This window comes from Cohnella ginsengisoli (assembly GCF_029525555.1).
Taxonomy (GTDB): Bacteria; Bacillota; Bacilli; order Paenibacillales; family Paenibacillaceae; genus Cohnella; species Cohnella ginsengisoli.
Genome location: NZ_JAPDHZ010000002.1, coordinates 1952232 through 1975901, shown reverse-complemented (window position 1 = coordinate 1975901; position 23670 = coordinate 1952232). Strand labels below are relative to the sequence as shown.

Annotated in this window: 21 protein-coding genes and 1 pseudogene; all 22 read left to right on the top strand. The window is 61.4% G+C overall.

The annotated features are described in order from the left end of the window. The first annotated feature begins 144 nt into the window (after window positions 1–144). The 22 genes and pseudogenes from OMP38_RS09330 (at window position 145) to OMP38_RS09230 (ending at window position 23587) form a co-directional block, all read left to right on the top strand. Window positions 145–1497: an ABC transporter substrate-binding protein gene (locus OMP38_RS09330; protein WP_277564828.1), complete on the top strand. Its 1353-nt coding sequence runs from the start codon at window positions 145–147 to the stop codon at window positions 1495–1497. Between the two features lie 126 nt (window positions 1498–1623). Then, on the top strand, window positions 1624–2505 hold the full coding sequence (locus OMP38_RS09325; protein ID WP_277564827.1) for a carbohydrate ABC transporter permease: 882 nt from the start codon (window positions 1624–1626) through the stop codon (window positions 2503–2505). Window positions 2506–2521: 16 nt separating this feature from the next. Beyond that, the gene (locus OMP38_RS09320) at window positions 2522–3355 is read left to right on the top strand and encodes a carbohydrate ABC transporter permease (RefSeq protein ID WP_277564826.1); all 834 of its coding nucleotides are present in this window, start codon (window positions 2522–2524) and stop codon (window positions 3353–3355) included. Window positions 3356–3410: 55 nt separating this feature from the next. Continuing rightward, a complete protein-coding gene (locus OMP38_RS09315; protein ID WP_277564825.1) occupies window positions 3411–4418 on the top strand; it encodes an ABC transporter substrate-binding protein in 1008 nt (335 codons plus the stop codon). 4 nt (window positions 4419–4422) lie between these two features. Beyond that, window positions 4423–4740, top strand: a complete 318-nt coding sequence (locus OMP38_RS09310) for a type 2 periplasmic-binding domain-containing protein (RefSeq protein WP_277564824.1) — start codon at window positions 4423–4425, stop codon at window positions 4738–4740. A 112-nt stretch (window positions 4741–4852) separates the two neighbouring features. After that, on the top strand, window positions 4853–5494 hold the full coding sequence (locus OMP38_RS09305) for a carbohydrate ABC transporter permease (protein ID WP_338130448.1): 642 nt from the start codon (window positions 4853–4855) through the stop codon (window positions 5492–5494). Further along, window positions 5427–5705 carry a carbohydrate ABC transporter permease gene (locus OMP38_RS34585; protein WP_338130447.1) on the top strand — a complete coding sequence of 93 codons (279 nt, stop codon included), beginning with the start codon at window positions 5427–5429 and terminating at the stop codon, window positions 5703–5705. The genes OMP38_RS09305 and OMP38_RS34585 overlap by 68 nt, the downstream gene beginning before the upstream one ends. After that, window positions 5702–6526 carry a carbohydrate ABC transporter permease gene (locus tag OMP38_RS09300; RefSeq protein ID WP_277564823.1) on the top strand — a complete coding sequence of 275 codons (825 nt, stop codon included), beginning with the start codon at window positions 5702–5704 and terminating at the stop codon, window positions 6524–6526. Before OMP38_RS34585 ends, OMP38_RS09300 begins: the two co-directional genes overlap by 4 nt. A 53-nt stretch (window positions 6527–6579) precedes the next feature. Further along, a complete protein-coding gene (locus OMP38_RS09295; RefSeq protein WP_277564822.1) occupies window positions 6580–7392 on the top strand; it encodes a LacI family DNA-binding transcriptional regulator in 813 nt (270 codons plus the stop codon). Continuing rightward, a complete protein-coding gene (locus tag OMP38_RS09290; RefSeq protein WP_277564821.1) occupies window positions 7382–7561 on the top strand; it encodes a hypothetical protein in 180 nt (59 codons plus the stop codon). Before OMP38_RS09295 ends, OMP38_RS09290 begins: the two co-directional genes overlap by 11 nt. 402 nt (window positions 7562–7963) lie before the next feature. Then, complete coding sequence (locus OMP38_RS09285; RefSeq protein WP_277564820.1) at window positions 7964–8146, top strand: GapA-binding peptide SR1P; 183 nt, start codon at window positions 7964–7966, stop codon at window positions 8144–8146. After that, complete coding sequence (gene ppdK, locus OMP38_RS09280; protein ID WP_277564819.1) at window positions 8146–10818, top strand: pyruvate, phosphate dikinase; 2673 nt, start codon at window positions 8146–8148, stop codon at window positions 10816–10818. Before OMP38_RS09285 ends, ppdK begins: the two co-directional genes overlap by 1 nt. Window positions 10819–10950: 132 nt before the next feature. Then, window positions 10951–11604, top strand: a complete 654-nt coding sequence (locus OMP38_RS09275; RefSeq protein ID WP_277564818.1) for a helix-turn-helix transcriptional regulator — start codon at window positions 10951–10953, stop codon at window positions 11602–11604. A gap of 160 nt (window positions 11605–11764) precedes the next feature. Next, on the top strand, window positions 11765–12379 hold the full coding sequence (locus tag OMP38_RS09270; RefSeq protein ID WP_277564817.1) for a LysE/ArgO family amino acid transporter: 615 nt from the start codon (window positions 11765–11767) through the stop codon (window positions 12377–12379). 153 nt (window positions 12380–12532) lie between these two features. After that, a complete protein-coding gene (locus tag OMP38_RS09265) occupies window positions 12533–13579 on the top strand; it encodes a LacI family DNA-binding transcriptional regulator (RefSeq protein WP_277564816.1) in 1047 nt (348 codons plus the stop codon). Window positions 13580–13651: 72 nt separating this feature from the next. Beyond that, window positions 13652–16801 (top strand): annotated as a pseudogene (locus OMP38_RS09260) (alpha-mannosidase). A gap of 308 nt (window positions 16802–17109) precedes the next feature. Next, window positions 17110–18759 carry an ABC transporter substrate-binding protein gene (locus OMP38_RS09255; protein WP_277564815.1) on the top strand — a complete coding sequence of 550 codons (1650 nt, stop codon included), beginning with the start codon at window positions 17110–17112 and terminating at the stop codon, window positions 18757–18759. Between the two features lie 85 nt (window positions 18760–18844). Then, window positions 18845–19795: an ABC transporter permease gene (locus tag OMP38_RS09250; protein WP_277564814.1), complete on the top strand. Its 951-nt coding sequence runs from the start codon at window positions 18845–18847 to the stop codon at window positions 19793–19795. A 4-nt stretch (window positions 19796–19799) separates the two neighbouring features. Next, window positions 19800–20645 carry an ABC transporter permease gene (locus OMP38_RS09245; protein WP_277564813.1) on the top strand — a complete coding sequence of 282 codons (846 nt, stop codon included), beginning with the start codon at window positions 19800–19802 and terminating at the stop codon, window positions 20643–20645. A 202-nt stretch (window positions 20646–20847) separates the two neighbouring features. After that, the gene (locus OMP38_RS09240) at window positions 20848–21984 is read left to right on the top strand and encodes an ABC transporter ATP-binding protein (RefSeq protein ID WP_277564812.1); all 1137 of its coding nucleotides are present in this window, start codon (window positions 20848–20850) and stop codon (window positions 21982–21984) included. After that, entirely contained in the window at window positions 21957–22859 is a 903-nt protein-coding gene (locus OMP38_RS09235) for an ABC transporter ATP-binding protein (RefSeq protein ID WP_277564811.1), read from the top strand. Before OMP38_RS09240 ends, OMP38_RS09235 begins: the two co-directional genes overlap by 28 nt. Window positions 22860–23128: 269 nt before the next feature. Next, window positions 23129–23587 carry a hypothetical protein gene (locus OMP38_RS09230; RefSeq protein WP_277564810.1) on the top strand — a complete coding sequence of 153 codons (459 nt, stop codon included), beginning with the start codon at window positions 23129–23131 and terminating at the stop codon, window positions 23585–23587. The last annotated feature ends 83 nt before the right edge of the window (window positions 23588–23670 follow it).

Sequence of the window (23670 nt, the reverse complement as noted above, 5' to 3'; positions counted from 1 at the left end):
GACGACTCCGATCCGCGCGAGACAGATGCGCGGATTTTACAAATCCGCATCGTTCTCTCCATTATCTTCATGCGGACCGGTGCCTATAATTAAGCCATAGTTCCAGTCGAGAATAACGAACGATATATCGGAGGTCAGGGGAAAATGAAAAAATGGTCATTGCTGCTTAGCGCGACGCTGCTCATCAGCGCGCTTACGGCTTGCGGAGCGAACGACGAAAACGAGGCGGGCGCCTCCAAAAGCGCAAGTCCGAGCGCTTCCGGCAGCGCCGCGGCCAGCGAGAGCGCAAGTCCGAGCGCGGATGCGCAGAAGCCGGTCAAGCTGAAAATTTACGCCCAATATTCCGACGACGATACGAAGCTTCCTTACGACTATGCCGTGGCGGAGCTTAAAAAAGCGATGCCGAACGTGGAGATGGAGCTGGACATTCAGGCGCAGGACGACGGCCAGAAGCTGAAGACGTATGCGGCGATGGGCACGCTCCCGGATATTTTCCAAGCGAACCTGGACATCATCAATACGTTTAAAAATTCCAATAATATTCTCCAACTGGACGAATACGTCGACAAGCTCGGTTTCAAGGACAAGATGTATCCGAGCACGATGAACACGCTGGTCACCGAGGACGGACACAGCTACGCCTTCCCGTATGCCGGCAACGAAGTGGGACTGCTGTTCTACAACAAGGAGATCTTCGCGGCGAACAACGTGCAGGAGCCCAAGACGTACGCCGACCTGCTGGCCGCCGTCAAGACGTTCAAGGCAGCAGGCGTCACGCCTCTCTCCATGTTCGCGAAGGAAAAATGGCCTGCGGTCGTCCTCTATGACATGTTCGTCACGCGGACCGAGCCCGAGGGCATCCTGAAGCTCGACCGCGGCGAAGCGAAAGCCAGCGACCCGGCCTACAAGCAGGCGGCCGAGCAGGTGGTCGAGCTGGTCAAAGCCGGCCTGCTGCCCAAAGGCGCGACGAGCATGAACTACGATCAGGCGGCCGCGCTGTTCCGCGAAGGCAAGGCGGCGATGTTCATCAACGGCCAATGGGAGATCGAGGATTCGACCAAGGCGCTTGGCGACAAGCTCGGATATCTGTACATCCCGGCATCCGACGAGGCGGCCTACGAGGCGGCCAAGTACAACTTCTCGGGCGGCGGCGGTCCGAGCGGCTATGCGGTGTCCTCGCACGCCGAGAACAAGGAAGTCGCAGCGGAAGTCGCAGCCTTCCTGTCCGAGAAGTATGCCGAGTTCAAGTACACGCAGCGCGGTACGCCGATCGTAGCGACCAAGGTGGACCTGCCTGTGCAAAAGGAATTCCCGCCGACGATGAAGCAACTCTCGGAAGACATCCCCAACATGAAGACGACTGCGTTCGCGTGGGGTCTCGGCAATGCGAAGTTCAAAGCCGCGATCGAAGACGCTTCCCAATCCCTCCTGACCGGCGCTTACTCGGCCGACCGCTTCGCCAGCGACGTCGACAAGGCGATCGAGCAATCCAAATAATCCCCTCTTTGGCGGACCGTACCGATAGTACCGCGCGCAGGCGCCCGACGCCCGGCGCGCGGCTTCCGGGGATCTCGTCCCCGGCGGCGCGCCGGACACGCATGACGATACGAAAGTAGTGATGACATGAATAAATACCTGGGCAACAAAACGGCGATTTTGCTTTTTATCCTGCCTGCGCTTCTTCTTTACTCCGTCGTCGTGTTTTATCCGATGCTCCAGGTGTTCTTCCGCAGCCTGTTCGACTGGGACGGGCTGACGCCCGGCACCTTCATCGGACTCGGCAATTATACGCGCCTGTTTGACGACAGCCTCTTCCACACCTCGGTCTACAACGGCATCGTATTCGCGTTGGTCATCACCGTGGCCCAGATCGCGATCGGCACGGTGCTGGCATTCGCCGTCGCCGAAGCGGGAGTCCGCGGCCGCAAGTTCGTACGCATCAGCGTGTTCATTCCTGTCGTGCTGTCGATCACGGTCGTCTGTCAATTGTGGATGGCGATGTACAATCCCGAGTACGGACTCATCAACCGCGTGTTCGAGCTGCTCGGCATCTCGTACCGGCAGGATTGGATCTCGGGCAGCAAGACGGCCATCTACGCGCTGGCCGCCGTAAATGCCTGGCAGTATATGGGCTATCACTTTGCGCTGCTGCTGGCTGCGGTCAAGTCCGTTCCCGAGCACTATATGGAAGCCGCGCGCATCGACGGAGCGAGCAAGTTCAAGGCGCATCTGCGCATTACGATTCCGCTGATGGCCGAGACGTACAAGTTTTGCCTGATCTTCGCGATCACCGGCGGCTTGAACGCCTTTGCCAATATGTACATTATGACCGGCGGCGGTCCGGGCACGAGCTCGTATACGCTGACCTACATGATGTACCGGTCCGCGTTCCGGGTCGGGGAATATGGCTATGGCAGCGCCTCCGCCGCTTTCCTCGTCATCGAATGCCTGATCGTCACCCTGCTGATCAATCGTTTTATCGCGCGTCAACGAATCGTTTACTAGAGAGGAGGCGCGAGCAATGAGACCCCTTTGGTACAGGCAGCCGTTCAAGCACGGCTTCCTGTGGCTGTATGCGCTGCTTTCGATTTACCCGTTGTTCTGGATGATTTCCTACTCCCTGAAGAGCAACGACGAGATTTTCGTCACGAATCCGTTCGGCTTGCCGCTTCACTTCCGCGTCGAGAACTACAAAACCGCATGGGAGAGCTTCAACGTTCCCGTCTATTTCTTGAACAGCGTGATCGTGACCTGCGCGACGGTCGTCGGCAGCTTGTCCCTCGCGGTGCTGTTCTCCTACGCCATCGCCCGAATGCGCTTTCGCTTCAGCGGCGCGGCGCGCATCTACATGATCGTCGGCATGTTCGTGCCGGTCCAGGTCATCATGATCCCGCTGGCGATTCTGATGCGCGATTTTCACCTGGCGAACACTTACGGCTCGCTGATCGTGCCGTACATTTCCTTTAACCTGTCGTTTGCGACGATGGTGTTTTACGGCTTCTTCAGAGGCATCCCGATCGAGCTGGAGGAATCCTCCTGCATCGACGGCGCCAGCATTTACCGCACTTTTTTCAGCATCATGCTCCCCATTATCCGTCCTGCGCTCGCGACGATGATCATCTTCGTCTTCCTCGCGGCCTGGAACGAATTCCCGATGGCGCTGGTGCTCATCTCCAAGGAGACGCTCAAGACCCTGCCGCTCGGCCTGCTGTTTTTCCAGGGGCAGTTCACGACGGACTGGGGCGCGATGGGCGCCGCCATGACGATCGCGAGCATCCCGACCGTCATCCTGTACATGATATTCAGCGATCAGGTCGAGCGCGCGCTCACTGTCGGTTCGGCGGTCAAGGGCTGAACCCGGTTTTACAAAAAAACATATGATCAGGCTAAATAACGGGAGGGCTATTCACATGGTTAAAAGCATAAAAGGCTCTGCAATGCTGCTGTCTCTCGCAATCGTCGCGACCGCATGCGGCTCGAACGGCAATAACGGCAACAACAATGCGGCGGCGACGGGGAGCGCAAGCGCTTCTGCCGATACAGGCAAGAAAACCGAACTGACGGCCTGGGCGTGGAATGTCAACGTCGGCGCGCTGAATGAAGCGATGACCGCCTATCAGGCGGAGCACCCGAACGTCAGCCTGAAGGTGGAGGATATCGGACGCCTGGACGTGTATGACAAGCTGTCCACCGGCCTGGCCGCAGGCGGCGCGGGCTTGCCCGATATCGTCCTGGTCGAGGACGACCGCATCCAGGGCTATGTCGAAGCGTTTCCCAAGGGCTTCTTGAACTTGTCCGACAAGGGCTTCGACGCCAAGGCGGACTTGTTCCCGGCGTTCAAGAAAGAGCTGACGTCCAAGGACGGCAAGTACTACGCCTTCCCGTTCGACGCGGGCCCGACAGGGATGTTCTACCGCAAGGATCTGTTCGAAAAGGCCGGCGTCGATGCGGCGTCCATCGAGACGTGGGACGACTTCTTCGCCGCGGCGCAGACGATCAAGAGCAAGACCGGCGCCTACGCGTTCCCGGCCGACAAGTTCAAGGACGACGCCAACTTCCGCATGATGATGAACGAGCTGGGCGTTTATTACTTCGACAAGTCCGGCAACATCGATTTTAACAATGCCAAGGCAGTTCAGGCGATGTCCGTGCTAAAGAAGTTCGGCGACGCGGACCTCGTTAAGGACGTCAACGGCTGGGACGGCACGGTGTCGGCGACGGTCGACGGCAGCGTGGCGACGGTGCCGTTCGGCGCCTGGTACTACGGTACGATTATCGACCAGGCGAAGGATACGGACGGCAAGTGGGGCGTATTCCAGCTGCCGGCCTTCGAGAAGGGCGGCAATCGCGCGGCCAACCTCGGCGGCAGCAGCTGGATGATCACGGCCGGCTCCAAAAAAAGCGGACGAAGCCTATAAATTTATGGAATACTTCGCGACCACCGGCGACGTGCAAATGATGGCGATGGATAAATACGGACTGTTCCCTTCGCTCACCAGCGCCTACGATATGCCGGCGTTCAAAAATGAAGTGTCGTTCTTCGGCGGCCAAAAGATCTGGGAGCTGTTCGGACAAGAGATGAGCCAGATTCCGACGCCTTACTACACCAAGGATTATGCGATCGCGATGGACGAAGCGGTCAAGGCGCAGGCAGATGTATTCAACGGCAAGGATCCGGCCGAGGCGCTCAAGGCGGCTGCCGGCAGACTGGCCGACCGTACGAAGCGGACCGTCAACTGATTCGGCAAGCGATCTCGATCGCGGCATGAGGCGGCGATCGCGGGAGGTTCGGGCATGAGGCCTGAATCTCCCGTATTTTTATCCATGCATCAAAGGAAAGGAAGGGCCGGGGATGAAGACAAAAACGTATGCGCCATACTATTTTTTGGCGCCGGCGGTAATCCTGTTTGCCGTCTTTATGGTTTATCCGATCGTGTACTCGTTCTGGCTCAGCTTCCAGACCAGCCAGGGGGGAGAACTGAGCTTCGCCGGACTCGACAACTACCGCAGACTCGCGCACGACGGGATCTTCTGGACCGCGCTCAAAAATACATTTATTTTGCTCGCTATTCAAGTGCCGCTCATGCTGGGCATCGCGATTGTCCTGGCCGCCTTGCTGAATGGCGCCAAACGGTTCAAAGGACTGTTCCGCGTCTCCTTTTTCATGCCGTCCGTCACCTCGCTGGTGGCGTATTCGATCATTTTCTCCATTATGCTGATGGGCGACGGGCTGATCAACCAATTGCTGGGCGCGTTCGGCATCAAGGCGATTCCCTGGCTGTCCGATCCGATCTGGGCGAAGGCGGCGCTGATCCTGGCGATGACGTGGCGCTGGGCCGGCTACAACATGGTCATCTACCTGGCGGCGATGCAAAACATCCCCCGAGGCGCTATACGAAGCGGCCGGTCTGGACGGGGCGGGCGCCGTGCGCCGCTTTTTCTCCGTCACGCTGCCGCAGTTGAAGCCGGTTCTGCTGTTTACTTTCATCCTTAGCACGATCGGCACGCTGCAGCTGTTCGACGAGCCGTATACGCTCACGAAGGGCGGTCCGAGCGATGCGACGCTCACGATCGGCATGTATTTGTATCAGACGGGCTTCCGCTACTTCGACTTCGGCTACGCCTCGACGCTGGCTTATGTCATCGTGCTGCTGATCGCCCTGCTGACCTACGTTCAATTCAAGGTGACGGGAGATGAAGCATGATGAAGCGAAGAGGCTTATCCTCGCTATTGTATATCGCGCTCTCCGTCGGCGCTCTCGTCTCGCTGTTCCCGTTCTATTGGGCGGCAGTGTCGGCCACGCGCGAGAGCGGAAGCGTCTTCGCCAAGCCGCCCGCCCTGCTGCCGGGGGGAAAGTTCCTGGACAACGTCAGTCATTTGAACGACACGATCGGTATCTGGCGGGTTATGGGCAACTCGCTGTTCGTCGTCTCTGTGTACACCGTGCTGAGCCTGACGATCTGTTCGATGGCCGGCTATGCGTTCGCCAAGTTCCGGTTCAAGGGACGCAGCGCGCTGTTCGGCATGTTCCTGCTGTCGATGATGGTGCCGTATCACGCCCTCATCATTCCTTTGTTCAAGCTGATGGCAGCGTGGGGGTGGCTCAATACGTATCAGGCGCTCATATTGCCCAATCTCGCCTATCCGTTCGCCATCTTCCTGATGCGCCAGAACCTGCTCGCCGTTCCCGACGCGATCATGGAGGCGGGGCGCATCGACGGCGTTAGCGAGGCCGGCCTGTTCGGCCGCATCGTCCTTCCGTCGGTCAAGCCCGCGCTGGCCGCGACGGCGATCTTCCTATTCATGTACCAGTGGAACAGCTTTCTGTGGCCGCTCATCGCGGTGCAGACCAAGGAGATGTACACCTTGCCTGTGGCGCTTTCCAGCTTGTTCGGCCTTTCCCGCATCGACTACGGCCAGGTGATGGCGGGCGTCACGCTGGCGACAGGCCCGATCATCGTCTTTTTCCTTCTGCTGCAAAAGCACTTCATCTCGGGCATGCTCGGCAGCGCGCTAAAAGAATAGTCGACTGCTGTCGGCTGCCGGGGCGTATACGATGTCATAAGGAGGCTTGGCGTATGACGACGATCCAGGAGATCGCCGCGCGGACAGGGATATCCGCTTCAGCGGCGGCGCAGGTGCTCAGCTACGACCCGACGCTGGCGATCGGAGAGGACATCCGCAGGCGCGTATTCGAGGCTGCGTCCGGGTCCGCGCGCAGCGGCCAATGGCCGCGAAGGGCGCCGATCGGGCGCATCGGCCTGCTCGGCAGGACGAGCCGGGCGGCAAGGCAGGCGGACCGGTGGCGCAGCGCCCTGCTGACCGGCGTAGAGCGAGCTTGCCGGGCTCGCGGCATGGAATGCGTATCCCTGGTCGGCCTGCCTGACAAGGCGGCGCGCCCCGAAGTGCTGGACGGCATCGTTGCCGTCGACCGTCTCGACGCCGAAGAGCTGGCCCGACTTCGCGCGCGGGGGCTTCCCGCAGTGTTCGTGGGCGCATCCCCGGACGACGTGGCTTACGACTCGGTCGTCATCGACTATCGCGAGGCGGTGGAGCGGCTGATCGCGCATTGGAGAGGCCGCGGCTTCCGCCGCTTCGCGTATATCGGGGCTTGCGATGCGGAGCGCGATGCGGCGGGTCAGGCGGATCGGTTCTACGCGCTCCGCAGCGGACTCGGCCGCCATGACGCGAGCGGCCTTCAACTGCTGCGCGCGAACAGAACCGAGCAAGCGGAAGAAGGACGCCGCCTCATGGCCGAGGCGCTTGCCTGCCGGGAGGCGCCTGCCGCCGTCGTCGTCGAGAATGAGGAGCTGGCGGAGGGGGGCAGCGGCGACTTTGCGGGCGTTCGGCCTGCGCATGCCCGAGGATGTGCCGCTCATCTTGCTGGATGACGACAGCCGGCCGGAGCGGCAGCTTCGGCCGTATATGGCCATCAAGACCCCTGTGGCCTTTATGGGGGAGACGGCGGTGAAGCAACTGGCCGACCTGCTGCTGGCCCCGCGCGACGTCGCCCAAAAAAACGATGCTGAAAGCAGCGTTGTACCTTTAGGCGAGTTGTAGCAGCTGGCGAATGGCATCGTTAGGCGATCTTACCCGTAGGCGAAATGAAAAAGGCGATGGTGGCCTCAGGCAAAGCCTGGGCGCTCCCGTCGCCTTTTTTTGTAATTTCAGCGTACAAAATCAATGCGAATTCAGGAGCTGCCGCTGGAGGGGGGGAGACGAAGCGCAATTGCGCGGTCCGATGTTCGTTCAGGTGGCCAGGCGATTCGAGGGCTAAGGAAATAACGTTGCTTTAATATTGTGCGTCTTAATTAAGCGTAAAACTACTCATTATGTATTTATTGATCATTTTAAATATAATTAAGATTCATTATTGCATTATTAATGACTCATATATATAATTATGACACATAATAAAATTCAATGGCGGCATCACTCCGAACCGCCGGGAGGAGAATCAGCATGTCGAACGCCACGAACGCCTTACAGGGAACCGCGCCAGGACTCGAACTCGGTATGGTCATCTGCAAGCATTGTCAGCAGCTCATGTATACGATTCCGACCAACGGCGTGAAAAAAATATACGGCGTGTGCGGGCAGGAAGGCTGCTTGGAGACGGTCGAAGCGAGCGAGGGCGAAGATTGATGAGTTTGCAATCCTGGGTTTATTCCTTTGAAGAAGGCAATGCCGGCATGCGGACGCTGCTGGGCGGGAAAGGCGCCAATCTGGCGGAAATGACGCGCGTCGGTCTTCCGGTGCCTCCGGGGTTTACAATAACGACGGAGGCATGCCGCGCTTTTTTCCGGGCGGGCAACCGGATCTCGGGCGAGCTGCAGCTGCAGATGAGGGAAGCCGTAACGCGACTGGAGGAGAAGAAGGGGCAGCGGCTCGGCGATCCGGCCGATCCGCTGCTCGTCTCCGTCCGGTCGGGATCGGTCGATTCGATGCCCGGGATGATGGACACGATCCTCAATCTGGGACTGAACGACGAGACCGTGAAGGGACTGGCCGCGGGCACGGGCAATGACCGCTTCGCCTACGATTGCTACCGGCGGCTCATCCAGATGTTCGGCCAAGTGGTGCTCGGCATCGAATCCATCCGTTTCGAGCGGCTGCTGCGCCGTCTGAAGCGAGAGCTCGGCGTCGAGCAGGATCAAGAGGTGTCGGCCGAGGGTTGGTTACAGCTGATCGGCGAGTACAAGGGCTGCGTCAAGGCGTTCTCGGGCATCGATTTTCCCCAGGACGTGCACGAGCAGCTGACGCTTGCGACCGAAGCCGTGTTCAAGTCCTGGCACAACCAGCGGGCGCAGGTGTACCGCAAGATCAACCGGATTCCCGACGAGCAGGGCACGGCGGTCAACGTTCAGAGCATGGTGTTCGGCAATAAGGGAGACGACTGCGGCACCGGCGTCGTGTTCACGCGCAATCCGTCTACCGGGGAGCGGGCGCTGTTCGGCGAGTACTTGACGAACGCGCAGGGCGAAGACGTCGTCGCCGGCGTGCGCACGCCGCAGTCGATCGCTACTTTAAAGGACGTCATGCCGCGAGTATACGAGGAGCTGTCCGAGCTGTGCGGGCGCCTGGAGCTGCATTACGCGGACATGCAGGACATCGAGTTCACGGTGGAGCGCGGCGAGCTCTACGTGCTGCAGACGCGCGGCGGCAAGCGCAACGCCCAAGCGGCGCTGCGGATCGCCGTGGACCTCGCGTCCGAAGGCGTCGTCTCGCGCGAGGAAGCGCTGATGCGGATCGAGGTGTCCCATCTGGAGCAGCTGCTCCATCGCGGCATCGACGAGGACGCGGCGGGAGAGGCGATCGCGTCCGGCCTGCCCGCGTCTCCGGGCGCGGCCGTCGGTATGGCCGTTTTCGACGCGGACACGGCCGCGGCATGGGGGCAGGCGGGCAAGCCCGTCATTCTCGTGCGCGCCGAGACGACGCCGGAGGATATCCACGGCGTGCTCGCCGCGGAGGGCGTACTCACCAGCCGGGGCGGCATGACGAGTCATGCGGCGGTCGTAGCGCGAGGCATGGGCAAGCCGTGCGTATGCGGCTGCGAGGAGATGCGAATCGATCCGGAGCAGCGGCAGGCGACGGCAGCCGGGCGGACGATCGCCGAGGGCGATTGGCTGACGCTGGACGGCACCAGCGGCAGCATATACGCCGGCCGCATTCCGCTCAAGGAGGCGGCGGTTACGGACGAGCTGCAGCAGGTGCTGCGTTGGGCGGACGACGTCCGCAGGCTGCGCGTCTACGCCAATGCGGATACGCCGGCGGACGCCGGGATCGCGCGCGGCTTCGGCGCCGAGGGCATCGGACTGTGCCGGACGGAGCATATGTTTTTTGCGCCGGAACGGCTGACCGTCATGCAGGCGATGATCATGGCGGATTCGCGCGAAGAGCGGCTGGCCGCGCTTGCGCTGCTGCTGCCGATGCAGCAGGCCGACTTCGAGGGGCTGTTCCGGGAAATGGACGGATTGCCCGTGACGATCCGGCTGCTCGATCCGCCGTTGCACGAGTTTCTGCCGCATGCGGGAGAGCTTCAGCAGAAGCTGCAGGCGGCGGAGACGGAAGAGGAGCAGGAGCAGCTGCGGCGGATGATCCGCAAGGTTCATGCCCTGCATGAAGCTAATCCGATGCTCGGACAGCGGGGCTGCCGGCTGGGAATCGTCTATCCCGAGATCTACGACATGCAAGCCGAGGCGGTCTTCCGGGCGGCGGCGGCCTGCATCGGCGGGGGAATCTCCGTCCATCCGGAGATCATGATCCCGCTGGTCGGCGACGCGAGCGAGCTGAGCCTGCTGCGCGAAAGGGTCGACCGTGCCGCGGACAGCGTGCTCGGCGAAGCGGGCAAGATCGCCTGCGGTTATAAGATAGGCACCATGATCGAGGTTCCGCGCGCCGCGCTGACGGCCGATCGGATCGCGGTCCATGCGGACTTCTTTTCCTTCGGCACGAACGATCTGACGCAGATGACTTACGGTTACAGCAGGGACGACGCGGAGGGCGGCTTCCTGTCGCACTATCTGGAGCAGAAGCTGCTCCCGCACAATCCGTTCCAGGTGCTGGATCCGGACGGCGTCGGGCAGCTGATCGAATGGGCGGCGATGAAGGGACGCTCGCGCAAGCCGGGCTTGAAGACGGGCATTTGCGGGGAGCACGGCGGGGACAAGGATTCGATCGCGTTCTGCCATCGCGCGGGACTCGATTATGTCAGCTGCTCGCCGTACCGCATCCCGATGGCGCGGATCGCGGCCGCGCAGGCGGCGATCGAGAACGCGGCCGAGGACGAAGAGAGCCGGACCATTCAGGCGATCTGATCGATATGGAAGGCAGGCAACCGGGCGGAAAATGCGGGCTATCGTGATCCGGCGACGGTACGCGACAGGGGTGTGATCGGGACGCGGATCGGTTACAATGGGGGAAAAGAGTCGTCCAGCCTGGAGGTTGCCATGCTCGAACTAACAACGCGCCAGCTCGAGATCGTCGACCTGGTTCGCAAGCGCGCGCCGATCACCGGCGAGCAGATCGCGGAGGCGCTGGGCGTCACCCGCCCGTCGATCCGGTCGGATCTCGGCTTGCTGGCGATGCTGGGCTACATCGACGCCAAGCCCAAGGTCGGCTACTTTCCGGCCGCGGCGCCTAGCGATGCGGGAGCGTCCGGACAGGACGCCGTCCTGCGAATGCGCGTGAAGGAAATTATGGGCGTCCCCGTCGTCCTCCGCGAGACGGCGACGGTCGGCGACGCCGTCGTCTCGCTTTTCCTCGAAAACGTGGGCAGCCTGATCGTGGTCGATGCGACAGGCTCGCTGAGCGGCATCGTGTCCCGAAAGGACCTGCTGAAGGTCGCCGTCGGCAACGCGCACGCGGACGCCGTCATCCTGGGCATGGTGATGACCCGCTATCCCAACATCGTCACCGTCGCGCCGGACGATACGGTCCTCGACGCGATGCGCAAGATGATCCAGCACGAGGTGGACGGCCTGCCCGTCGTTCAAGCGCATCCGCACGGCGGATCGCCGGTTGCCGAGGTCGTGGGCCGAATCACCAAGACGACCATCCTGAAGCTGATCTATGAGGCAGCGGTCTCGAGGGATATTCCCTGACGCCATGCTATGCACAAATCGGCTAGAGCCGGAGGCGGTCCCGACGTCGCGAGCGCGACGCGGACCGGCCTCTTTCTCTTTGCCGGGACAGCCGTCATGAAAACGGCATAAAGGCCGCCGACCATTCCCATCGCGCCTTAGAACGGAGAGAAACCGCATCATGCTGCACGTCGTCATCAACGCCTTTCTCCTCGCGCTCGGACTCATCCTTCCGCTCGGCGCGCAAAACGTATTCGTCTTCAACCAGGGAGCCTTGCAGCCTCGTTACGTCCGCGCGCTGCCGATCACGATCACGGCTTCGGTCTGCGACACGCTGCTCATCTCGCTCGCCGTATTCGGCGTTTCCGCAATCGCGCTGGGCATCGCCTGGATCAAGATTTCGCTTATTTCCGTCGGCGTGCTGTTTTTGCTGTACATGGGGCGGGTGATCTGGCGCAGCAAGCCAGCCGCCGCGAACGGCGGACAAGCCGAAGGGCTCGGCGCGAGGCGCCAGATCGCGTTGACCGCCTCCCTGTCGCTGCTTAATCCGCACGCGATCATGGACGCGGTCGGCGTGATCGGCACGAGCGCGCTGCGCTACGACGGCTGGGACAAGCTCGCATTTGCGCTCACCTCCATCGCCGTGTCGTGGCTGTGGTTCCACGGGCTCGCGCTTGCGGGCAGAATCGCGGGCAAGGCCGACCCCTCGGGCCGCTTTCTCGTCGCGCTGAACAAGAGCTCCGCGCTCCTCATGTGGGGGACGGCGATCTATCTCGCGCTGTCGCTGTTCGAATAGGCAGGGCTGCCGGAAAGCGAGCCTGACCGAAGGGGATATCGTTCAAACGCGAATATAAGCCGAATCCTGACCGAAGGGGATATCGTTTAGACGCGAAAAAAAGCCGATTGCGCATGGGTATAATACGTGTTATATTCTCGGTGAGGTGCGACTATGACAGGCAAAGGCAAGACGCCGAATACCGGCAAGCGAGCGACAAGTTTTGACGTGGCCAAAGCCGCGGGCGTGTCCCGGAGCCTCGTGTCCGCCGTCATCAACGGCACGCCCGGCATCGGCGTCGGTCCCGAGACAAGAGCAAAAGTGTTAAAAGCGATCAAAGACCTGAACTACCAGGTGGACGCGCAGGCGAGGGCGATGAAGACCGGGCTCAGCCGGTGCGTGGCCGCTTTCGGCGACATGAAAAATCCGCTATTCCTGCAGGTGCTCGAGGGCATGCAGAAGGCTTGCGCGGAGCGCGGCTACCACGTGCTCATCAGCGGCCAGAGCGAAGACGAACAAGACAGGCTCGACATGCTCGACCTGTACCGCCAGCGCAGAATCGACGGCATCGTCACGCTCGACGATACGGACTACGAGAGCGCGGCGTGGATCGCGCGCGTCCGGGAGTCCGGCGTCCCTTACGTGTCCGTCGAAGGCTATGCCGGGACGGAGGGCGTCGCTTCGGTGCTCGCCGATTACCGCGACAGCATTCGCGAAGCGCTGGACTATTTGGGCGGCACGGCGGATCGTTATCCCGTGTACCTCGAGGCCTACGAAGACCGGCCCGAGCGGAATTGGGCGGAGCGCGATCGCATTGCCGCTTACGAAGCCTGGTGCTCCGCGAGAGGCTGGACGCCGGTCGTTCATCGCTTTCACGTGCATGACGAGGCGTGGCTCGGCCTGTATTTGGAAGAGACGGCCGCAGCAGGCAGAGGACTGCCGCCGATTCTGATCAATTGGTCGGTGGGCGCAGTGCCGTTGTACAGGGCGGCCTGGAAGCGAGGCATCCGCATCGGAGACGAGCTCGTCCTGATGGCCGGGGACAACACCCGCAGGAGCAACGCGTACTTGAGCCCGTCGCTTGCCTCCGTGGAGATCCCTTACGCTGAAATGGGGGAAGAGGCGGTTCGACTGCTGCTTGAGCCTTCGCAGGGCGAGCGCGGTTCGAAGCGCTGGCTGCGAGCGTCGATCAGGCCGGGGGACAGCGTTCCCAAAGGCTAAGGCGGGTAACGTCCACGCTTTTTTCGAACGATTATAACACGTGTCATAATTCGGTTGAGGAGGCATTCATTCATGTTTTGGATCGTGGAGAAGCTTCAGAAAAGAATTGAGGAGTTGGCCTCGTACCGCTATCGTCATGCGCTGGCGCTGGACGAATGGGAGATGCAGGAGGACGAGGCGGGCGCGAACGGCGTGCACCGTCCGCCGGCAATGGCGGGCGAGCTTCGCATGCGCAAGGGCGACCGCTGGGTCGGCTACGACCGGTACGTCTGGCTGCGGCGCACGGTTCGCGTGCCCGAGGATTGGAAGGACCGGGAAGTCGTCGGTTTGTTCGACTTCGGCCTGACCGGACCGGGCAACAACTCGGCCTTCGAGTCGTTGCTGTATTTGAACGGCCGTCCCTTTCAGGGCGTCGACACGAATCATCAAGAGGTCTTTATTCCGGCGGAGCTCGCCGGCAGCGAGATCGAGCTCGTCTTCAGGCTGTGGTCGGGACTCGAAGGCGGCGGAGGTCCGCGCGATCAGGAGCATCAGTTCAAGCGCGCCGAGCTTGCCGTACTGGATGCCGCCGCCGACGATCTGTACTTCACGGGGCGCGCCGCGCTGGAGACGGCCAAGATCCTGGAGGAATCCAATCCGTCCAAGCACGACCTGTTGACGGCTGCGGACAGGGCTTTTTTTGCTCGTCGATTGGTCGCGCCCGGGCTCGGACGACTTCTATGCCTCGGTTGAGCTGGCGGCGAACGCGCTTCGCACGGCTGTATCCGAGCTGGACAAGCGCCATCCGGTAACCGTCCGCGCCATCGGGCACACCCACATTGACGTCGCTTGGCTGTGGCAGCTCAAGCATACGCGGGAAAAGTCGGCGCGGTCGTTTTCGACCGTCCTCCGCCTCATGGAGAAATATCCGGAGTACGTCTTCCTCCAGACGCAGCCCCAGCTGTACGCCTACTTGAAAAAAGGACTACCCCGAGATCTACGAGCAAATCCGCGAGCGTGTCAAGGAAGGGCGCTGGGAAGCCGGCGGCGCGATGTGGCTCGAAGCGGACTGCAACCTGACGAGCGGCGAGTCGCTTGTGCGGCAGATCCTGCACGGCACGCGTTTTTTCCGCGACGAGTTCGACGTCGAATGCGATTACCTGTGGCTGCCCGACGTGTTCGGCTACAGCTGGGCGCTGCCTCAGATTTTGCGTAAGTCCGGCATCAAGACGTTCATGACGACCAAGATCAGCTGGAACCAGTACAACCGGATGCCGCACGATACGTTCAAGTGGCGGGGCATCGACGGCTCGGAAATACTGACGCACTTCATCACGACGCCCGAGGTCGCGGATCCTAACGTCTGGTGGTACACGTACAACGGCCAGATCGAGCCGTTCACCGTCAAGGGGATCTGGGACACGTACCGCGACAAGGATATCAACCGCGAGCTTCTGCTGTCTTACGGCTACGGGGACGGAGGCGGAGGCGTGAACCGGCATATGCTGGAGATGCGGCGGCGGCTCGACGAGATACCCGGATTGCCCAAGATCGTGCCGGGGCGGGCCGGAGACTTTTTCGACAAGCTGCACGAAACGGTAGAAGGAACGGATCGGTACGTCCATACGTGGGACGGGGAGTTGTACCTCGAGTACCACCGCGGCACGTATACGAGCCAAGCCTACAATAAAAGAATGAACCGCAAGCTCGAGCTGATGTACCGCGAAGCGGAGTGGCTGCAGTCGTTAAGCGCGATTGTAGGCGGCGGCGATTGGTCGGCGTATCCGAAGGAGGAGCTGCGCGAGGGCTGGACGACGATCTTGCGCAACCAGTTCCACGATATCATCCCGGGCTCGTCCATCGGCGCCGTCTATGCGGATGCAAGGGAGGAGTATGCGGAAGCGGAGCGCTTAGGCAGGGAAGCAATCCAGGCCGCGGCCGAGCGATTGGCCGGGCAGGCGGACGGCGCTGTCGTCAGCGTGTATAACGGCGCCGCGTTCGACCGTACCGAACTGGTCGAAATTCCGGCGTCGGCAGGCGCAGCTTCGAAGGGAGCATGGCTAACCGAGGACGGACGGCAGCTTCGGTCGGAATACACCGGCAGCGAATGGCTCGTGCTGGCGGAGAACGTGCCGGCCACAGGGGCGGCGACGCTGCGGTTTGATCCGTTAGCGGAGCCGGTAGCGGGAGACAAGGCGTTCGCATGGGAGGACGGCGTGCTCCGGACGCCTCATTATGAGCTGGCGTTCGACGGGGCCGGCCGGCTGGTCCGCCTGTACGACCGCGGCTTGTCGCGCGAGGTGCTGCCTCAGGGCGCGCGCGCCAACGAGCTGCAAGTCTTCGAGGACAAGCCGAAAATGTTCGAAGCGTGGGACATCGACCTGTTCTATCAGGAGAAGCAGCGCGAAGTGACGGATCTGCGGAAGCTCGAGCTCGTCGAATGCGGCGCGCTGCGCGCCGTTCTGCGATTCGAATGGGCGTACGGGGCGTCCGTCATCGAACAGCGTCTCATCGTCTATGCGGAAGATAGGCGGATCGACTTCGTCACGCGCGCGGACTGGCAAGAGCGCCAGCAACTGCTGAAGGTTGCTTTTCCCGTCGAGATTCGCGCCACGGAGGCGACTTACGACATCCAATTCGGCAACGTGAAGCGTCCGACGCACTGGAACACGAGCTGGGACCACGCCCGATTCGAGACCGTCGGCCATCAGTGGGTCGATCTGTCCGAGCGCGGCTACGGCGTCAGCCTGCTCAACGATTGCAAGTACGGCCATGACATTAAAGACAATGTCATCCGCCTGTCGCTCATCAAATCCGCGATCGATCCCGATCCGAATGCCGACCAGGGGGAGCATCTGTTCACTTATTCGCTTTACCCGCACGCAGGAGATTGGGCTGCCGGCGGTACGGCGACGGCGGCATGGGCGCTCAACAATCCGCTGCTGGCGGTTCCGGGCGCGAGCGCGTTCGCGGGCAAGTCGCTGCTGCGCGCGGATGGGGAGCATATCGCCATCGACGCGATCAAAAAAAGCGGAAGACGAGGACGCGCTGATCGTCCGGCTGCATGAATATGCGGGCGGACGCGGCGTCGCGACGCTGACGTTAGGCTGCGAGATCGCCTCGTGGCAGGAATGCGACCTGCTGGAGCGCCCGATCGGCGAGCTCCGCTACGACGGCGAGCCCCTGCTGTTCGCGCTGGCGCCTTACGAGATCAAGACGTTTCTGATTCGGCTGCGCGATTGACGGATCGCTTAGCGCAGCGCAACAGGCTCCCTTGCCGCAACGCGAGGGAGCCTGTTGCTTTGCTTCGCCCTGCAATGGCGCCGATCGGTAGCTTGTACATAATTCCAAGGCTGTCGTGGCATACCATATTTTGAATGGCTAAGTTGTCGGTATGTCGTTTAAGGAATATAATATGAAGATTATCGATGAATTAGGCTAAAAATCGACAAGATTTTTATTTGGATGCCCCTTGCAATGCCGAGTAATCCGATGTAGTATGGATTAACTGTTACAAAAACAGATACAGAGATACGGTGGAGGGTGAAACTATGCTTAACCGCAACAAAAAACGCTTTTCCGGCATCGTCGTACTTGCGCTGCTCACCATGCTCGCAAGCGCGTGCTCCGGCAACAACAACGCGAACAACGCTTCTCCAAGCGCCTCGGGCACGGCGTCCGCCAGCGCCTCGGCATCCGGCTCGCAGCCGGCGGCGAGCGGCGAAGCCAAAGACGGCGGCAGCCTGATCGTCGCAGTCGCATCGGACCCGGTCGTGCTGAACCCGAACTACGCGGGCGACCGCGTCAGCCTGACGATCGACCAAGCGCTCTACGCGCCGCTGTTCCAAGTGAACAACGGCAAGAAGACGTTCTACTTGGCCGACAGCCTCGATCTGTCCGAGGACAAGCTTACTTATACGCTGAAGCTGAAGAGCGGCCTCACCTGGCATGACGGCCAGCCGCTGACGGCGGACGACGTCGTGTTCACGATCGACAAGATCCTCGACGAGTCCCAGAACAGCTTCCTGCGCGGCAACTTCATCATCGGCGGCAAGCCGGTCCAAGCGACGAAGGTCGACGACACGACGGTTCAGCTCAAGCTGCCGCAGGTCGCGCCGGGCTTCGAAGCGACGCTCGTGCAAGTGTTCCCGATTCCGAAGCATGTCTTCGAAAACGAAGCGAACATCGAGAAGAGCGACAAGAACAAAAATCCTGTCGGCTCCGGCGCGTTCAAGTTCAAAGAATATAAGACCGGCGAATACTTGACGCTCGAGCGCTTCGACGGCTACTTCGGCGGCAAGCCGCACCTCGATTCGATCACGTACCGCATCGCGAAGGATACGAACGCCGCGAACCTCGCGCTTCAAAACGGCGAGATCAACGTGAAGTATCTCGATCCGCAGGACGTGTCCACGATCGAAGCGACGGGCAACTTCGACATTCAGCCTTACAGCGAAGGCCGTCTGGCTTACATGATGTTCAACCAGAACAGCGACACGGGCGTGCTGAACAAGAAAGAAGTTCGCCAAGCGATCGCTTACGCGCTCAATCGCGAAGAGCTGATCCAAGTCGCGTATACGTCCGCCGATTATGCCGATCCGGCACATTCGTTCCTGACGCCGGACGTGCTGTACCAGACGAACGACGTACCGACCTACGACAACGACGTTGCCAAAGCGAAGGAACTGCTGAAGGCGGCCGGCGTGAGCAACCTGAAGCTGCGCTTCATCGTGCAAAGCGGCAACAAAGTGCAGGAAGCGATCTCCCTTTACGTGCAGCAGAAGCTGAAGGACATCGGCATCGCGGTCGAGCTGAACAGCATGGACTCCTCGGCTTGGGTCGCGAAGTTCATCGATCCGAAGGCGACCGACTATGAGCTGGCGATCACGGGCTACATCATGGGCTTCGATCCGGATGCGTACAGCATGCTGTTCACGTCCGACGGCTCGTCCAACTACTCGCACTACAACAATGCCCAAGTAGACACCCTGTTCAAGCAAGGCGCGGGCGAAGGCGACGCGACGAAGCGCGAAGCGATCTACAAGGACGTTCAGAAGATCATCGCGGAAGACGCGGCGATCTATCCGATCGCTTACACCAAGACGATCGTCGCCATCGACAAAAAGTATGGCGGACTCGACCAAGCCGTGCTGAAGCCGGTCGTCATCTTCGAAGACCCGTCCAAGCTTTACCTTAAATAAGCGCTGTTGAATACCGGGCGTTCAAGAAAATAAGCTGGTTCGCCAGCTTATTTTTTTGTACGTCCATCCCGGGGGAGCGTACCGAATGAGACAACTCTTAATTAGAAGGCTCTTGCAGACGATACCGCTGCTGATATTCGTCTCGATCGTCTGCTTCGCGATGATCAAGCTCGCGCCGGGCGATCCGGTGCTGTCGTTCGTCACGCCGAACATGCATGCCGAGGACATCGAGCGCATCCGGCACAATCTCGGCTTGGACAAGCCGGCCTATATCCAGTACTTCTTGTGGATCAAGGAAGCGGTGACCGGCAATCTCGGCTATTCGCTGGTCAACCATCAGCCGGTGACGGAGCAGATCCTGGATCGCTTGCCCGCCACGGCGGGGCTGATGGGCGCCGCGCTTGCGCTCGCCGTACTGCTGGCGATCCCGCTCGGTCTGCTGGCCGGCGCGAACCGCGGCCGCTGGATCGACAAGCTCGTCAACCTGGTCGCCTACGTCGGAATCTCGGTTCCGCTGTTCTGGCTCGCCATTTTGCTGATCTATTATTTCTCCATCCACCTGCACTGGCTGCCGAGCATGGGCATGCGCACGATTGGCGTGAACAGCGCCTTCGACGTACTCAAGCACGGGATCATGCCTTGCGTCGTGCTGGCGTTCAGCTTCCTGGCGGTCTACGTCCGTTATATCCGGTCCAGCACGATCGGACAGCTGCGCGAGGATTACGTGCAGATCCAGTATGCGTACGGCTCGACCAAGCGCATCGTGCTGATGCGTCACGTATTGAAGCACGTGCTGCTGCCCATCATCACGCTGCTCGGCATGTCGATGGGCGAGCTGGTCGCCGGCGCCATCGTGACGGAGACGGTGTTCTCCTGGCCGGGCATCGGCTCGCTCGGCATGACGGCGGTTCGGGGCATGGATTACCCCGTCATCATGGGCATCACGCTGTTCTCCTCCATCATGCTCATCCTGGGCAACCTGGCCGCGGATCTGCTGTACGGCGTAGCGGACCCGAGAATCAATTCGAAGAGGTGAACACATGAACCGGAGCAAATGGCGAAGCGTCGCGGAGGAGCTGCGGTCGAGCGCATTCGGCATCGCAGGCATCGTTATTCTCATCTTATTCACGGTCGCGGCCGCGCTGGCCTTCCTGTCCCCGCACGATCCGAACGCGCTCAATGCGATCGAACGACTGAAACCGCCGAGCGGCGCGCATTGGTTCGGGACGGACGACTATGGGCGCGATTACTTTACGAGAGCGCTGTATGGCGGCCGCGTCTCGCTGACGGTCGGCTTCGCGTCGATGATCCTCGCGACGGGGATCGGCGTCGTCGTCGGCGTCGCGAGCGGCTATTTCGGCGGATGGATCGACAACCTGCTCATGCGGCTCGTCGAAGTCGTCATGTCGATTCCTTCTTTTCTTATTCTGCTGCTGCTGAGCGTGTTCCTGAAGCCTAGCGTCGGCAACCTGATCATCATCATCTCGCTCCTCATGTGGATGAACATCGCGCGGATCGTCAGGGCGGAGACGATGTCGCTCAAGGAACGGGAGTACGTGCTTTATGCGCGCGCGTCGGGCCAAGGCACCTTCGGCATCGTCCGGAGACACATTCTGCCCAACCTGATGCCGGTCGTCATCGTCGGAGCGACGAACAACATCGCCTCCGCGATCATGATGGAGTCGTCGCTCAGCTTCCTCGGCTTCGGCGTCCAGGCGCCGAACGCGACGTGGGGCAGCATGCTGAACAACGCCCAGGGTCTGATCGCGCAGGCGCCTTACTTGGCGGTGTTCCCGGGCTTGTTCATCCTGCTCACGGTGCTCAGCTTCAACGTGCTGGGCGACATCCTGCGCGTCGGCTTCGAGCCGAAGCTGGTGAAGCGCTAGGGGAGAGGGCTAGGCAAGGCTGCGGTATGTAAAGGGAAGCCGATTCGCCGCCACGCCGCACGAGATCAGGGCAAAGCAAGCGGGTTTCGGACACGCGATCCGTAATTTTGCCGAAATGGCGGTTAGCGCAGGGTTAGCGGACTACAGGTTCGTTAAACGCAGAAGGCAAAGCATCATCCAATGGAAAAGGAGGGGACGGGACATGACGGAACGGCTGCTAGAAATGGAAGATCTCCGCGTGTCGTTCTACTCCCGGAGCGGGGAGAACCAAGCGGTGCGGGGCGTGAGCCTTCACGTCGACGCGGGCGAGACGGTCGGCATCGTCGGCGAGTCCGGCAGCGGCAAAAGCGTGACGGCAAAGGCGGCGCTGGGCCTGATCGGTCCGCCCGGCCGCGTGATCGGCGGCGATATCCGCTATCGCGGCGAGAGTCTGCTGGGCCGGTCGGACAGCCGCTGGCGCAAGCTGCGGGGCAATCGGATCGCGATGGTGTTCCAGGATCCGATGACGGCGCTCAATCCGGTGAAAAAAATCGGCGCACAGATGATCGAGGTCATCCGCAGGCACCGCGGACTCGGCAAAGAAGCCGCGAGGCTGGAGGCGGCAGCCAAGCTGCGCGAGGTCGGCATCAGCGAGCCGGAGCGCCGTCTCGAGCAGTATCCGCACGAGTTCAGCGGCGGCATGCGGCAGCGGGTCATGATCGCCATGGCGCTCTCCTGCGAGCCCGAGCTGCTGCTCGCCGACGAGCCGACGACGGCGCTGGACGTGACGATCCAGGCGCAGATCCTCGATCTGCTGAAGGATATCAAGGCGAAGTCGAACATGGGCATCGTGCTGATCACGCACGATCTCGGCGTTGTCGCCCAAGTGTGCACGCGGGTCGTCGTCATGTACGGCGGCATGGTGATGGAGGAAGGCACCGTCGAAGACATCTTCTACCGCCCCGGCCATCCGTACACGCAGGGGCTGCTGAAGTCGGTACCGAAGCGCGGGGGCGGCACGCGCGAGCGGCTCGTGCCGATCGAGGGCACGCCGCCGGATCTGCTGGATCCGCCGCCGGGCTGCCCGTTCATCGAGCGCTGTCCGCATGCCTTCGGCAAGTGCACGGAGCGCCCGCCGCTGTTCGAGCTGGGCGAGGGTCACCGGGCGCTGTGCTGGCTGCACGATGCGGAGCATTCGGCGGCCGGCGCCGGGACGGGCGAGGTTGTTAAACCGGACGCGGACTTGGCCGAGCGCGATAACCGTGACAGCGACGCGCGCGAGAGAGGCTACGGCGATAATGGCGCCGGCGCGAGCGGGGGGGAGGGATTCGGATGGATAACGCGGCCAAGACGCTGGTAGACGTCCGGGGTCTCAAGAAGCATTTTGCCAAGGAAAAGGACGTCTGGGGCAGAACGACGCAGGTACTGAAGGCGGTCGACGGCGTGAGCTTCGGCATTCGAAAGGGCGAGACGTTCGGCCTCGTGGGCGAGTCCGGCAGCGGCAAGTCGACGGTCGGGCGCTGCCTGCTGCGGCTGTACGACTATACGGAGGGCGAAGTTCTGTACGATGGCCAGCCGCTGTCCGCGCTTGACGACAAAGCGCTGAGGCCGTTCCGGCGACGGATCCAGAGCATCTTCCAGGACCCGTATTCATCGCTGAATCCGGGGATGAACGTGCTCGAGCTGATCGGCGAGCCGATGGACATTCACGGCGTGCATGCCGGCAGCGCCCGCAAGGAAGCGGTCGCCGACCTGCTCGTCAAGGTCGGGCTCAAACGGGAGCATCTGACCCGTTATCCGCACGAATTCAGCGGCGGTCAGCGGCAGCGGCTGTCGATCGCGAGGGCGCTCTCGGTCCGGCCGGAGTTCGTGGTCTGCGACGAGCCGATCTCCGCACTCGACGTCTCCGTGCAGGCGCAGGTCGTCAACATGCTCGAGGACCTGCAGGCCGAGTTCGGCCTGACGTATCTGTTCATCGCGCACGACCTGTCGATGGTCCGCCATATTTCCGACCGGATCGGCGTCATGTATGCCGGCCGCCTCGTCGAGGTGGCGGACAGCGACGAGCTGTACGACAACCCGCTGCATCCGTACACGCAGGCGCTGCTGTCGGCGATTCCGGTGCCGGACCCGCGTGCCGCGGCCAAGCGGATCGCCTGGGACCGCGCGGCGTGGACCGGCGAAGGCGCTCCGCTGCGCGAGGTCGGACCGGGGCATTTCGCCGCGATTCCGTGAATCGCCCGCGGGAGAGAGGGTTGGCAGCGTGCCGGCTGCGTGTGCTGTAGGCGAGAAGTGCGCGGCTGCAGCAGCATAGTGCGCGGACGCTGGCCGTGCAAGCGAGGAAAGCGCTGCTGCAGCGCGAGCCACGCGGTGTAAGCGAGAAATGCGCTGTTACAACGGCGGGATGCGCGGAAGTGTACCATGCAAGCGAGAAAAACGCGGCTGCAGCGCGTGTCGAGCGTGCTGGCTGAGCACACAGAATGTCATTAAAGGAGCGGATGAACATGAGCACGACGAATCAGGCGAAGCTGTCTCAGTGGGATGCCCTGTTGGTGGAATCGCTAAGGTCGCTGGGATGGAGCAACGAAGAGCTGATCGCGCGCGTCCGTTCGGGTGAGCTGCCGATCGACGAGAGTCCCTTTCAGTTCAAGTACGAGGCGCTCTCCGCATTCGCCGCGGAGGAGCCAGAGACGTTCGATGCAGCCGTTACGCAAGGTTATGAGATCAAGTACAACACGGTACGCGGCATTCACAGCTGGATTCGGGTCGCGCTCGGCCTTGAGCCGGAGTTGCTGTTGGAGGCGGGAGCCGAGGCTGTCCGCGCTTCGCTGATTCCCGACGAGAAGGCGCGCCTGGCATCCGTATTGTCTTTCGGCTGGCGCGTTCGCGAGGAAGAGGAAAAGGCGGCGGAGGCCTCGGGCGAAGAACGCAGCGTCTACGTGATCGAACCGATTCAGCGCTGACAAGCGCCGCCGGATAACCGACTTAAAACTCCGTTGACAGATTATCCAGTCTTGTCCATAATGAGTACAGAAATGAACGCGGG

What these genes read in the sequence shown, in the direction of transcription:
- OMP38_RS09230 (WP_277564810.1), top strand. Translation starts at nt 23,129, where the DNA reads ATGAGCACGACGAATCAGGCGAAGCTGTCTCAGTGGGATGCCCTGTTG.
- OMP38_RS09310 (WP_277564824.1), top strand. Translation starts at nt 4,423, where the DNA reads ATGGAATACTTCGCGACCACCGGCGACGTGCAAATGATGGCGATGGAT.
- OMP38_RS09235 (WP_277564811.1), top strand. Translation starts at nt 21,957, where the DNA reads ATGGATAACGCGGCCAAGACGCTGGTAGACGTCCGGGGTCTCAAGAAG.
- OMP38_RS09275 (WP_277564818.1), top strand. Translation starts at nt 10,951, where the DNA reads ATGCTCGAACTAACAACGCGCCAGCTCGAGATCGTCGACCTGGTTCGC.
- OMP38_RS09330 (WP_277564828.1), top strand. Translation starts at nt 145, where the DNA reads ATGAAAAAATGGTCATTGCTGCTTAGCGCGACGCTGCTCATCAGCGCG.
- OMP38_RS09320 (WP_277564826.1), top strand. Translation starts at nt 2,522, where the DNA reads ATGAGACCCCTTTGGTACAGGCAGCCGTTCAAGCACGGCTTCCTGTGG.
- OMP38_RS09305 (WP_338130448.1), top strand. Translation starts at nt 4,853, where the DNA reads ATGAAGACAAAAACGTATGCGCCATACTATTTTTTGGCGCCGGCGGTA.
- OMP38_RS09250 (WP_277564814.1), top strand. Translation starts at nt 18,845, where the DNA reads ATGAGACAACTCTTAATTAGAAGGCTCTTGCAGACGATACCGCTGCTG.
- OMP38_RS09325 (WP_277564827.1), top strand. Translation starts at nt 1,624, where the DNA reads ATGAATAAATACCTGGGCAACAAAACGGCGATTTTGCTTTTTATCCTG.
- OMP38_RS09265 (WP_277564816.1), top strand. Translation starts at nt 12,533, where the DNA reads ATGACAGGCAAAGGCAAGACGCCGAATACCGGCAAGCGAGCGACAAGT.
- OMP38_RS09255 (WP_277564815.1), top strand. Translation starts at nt 17,110, where the DNA reads ATGCTTAACCGCAACAAAAAACGCTTTTCCGGCATCGTCGTACTTGCG.
- OMP38_RS09270 (WP_277564817.1), top strand. Translation starts at nt 11,765, where the DNA reads ATGCTGCACGTCGTCATCAACGCCTTTCTCCTCGCGCTCGGACTCATC.
- OMP38_RS09295 (WP_277564822.1), top strand. Translation starts at nt 6,580, where the DNA reads ATGACGACGATCCAGGAGATCGCCGCGCGGACAGGGATATCCGCTTCA.
- OMP38_RS09240 (WP_277564812.1), top strand. Translation starts at nt 20,848, where the DNA reads ATGACGGAACGGCTGCTAGAAATGGAAGATCTCCGCGTGTCGTTCTAC.
- ppdK (WP_277564819.1), top strand. Translation starts at nt 8,146, where the DNA reads ATGAGTTTGCAATCCTGGGTTTATTCCTTTGAAGAAGGCAATGCCGGC.
- OMP38_RS09315 (WP_277564825.1), top strand. Translation starts at nt 3,411, where the DNA reads ATGGTTAAAAGCATAAAAGGCTCTGCAATGCTGCTGTCTCTCGCAATC.
- OMP38_RS09245 (WP_277564813.1), top strand. Translation starts at nt 19,800, where the DNA reads ATGAACCGGAGCAAATGGCGAAGCGTCGCGGAGGAGCTGCGGTCGAGC.
- OMP38_RS09285 (WP_277564820.1), top strand. Translation starts at nt 7,964, where the DNA reads ATGTCGAACGCCACGAACGCCTTACAGGGAACCGCGCCAGGACTCGAA.
- OMP38_RS09300 (WP_277564823.1), top strand. Translation starts at nt 5,702, where the DNA reads ATGATGAAGCGAAGAGGCTTATCCTCGCTATTGTATATCGCGCTCTCC.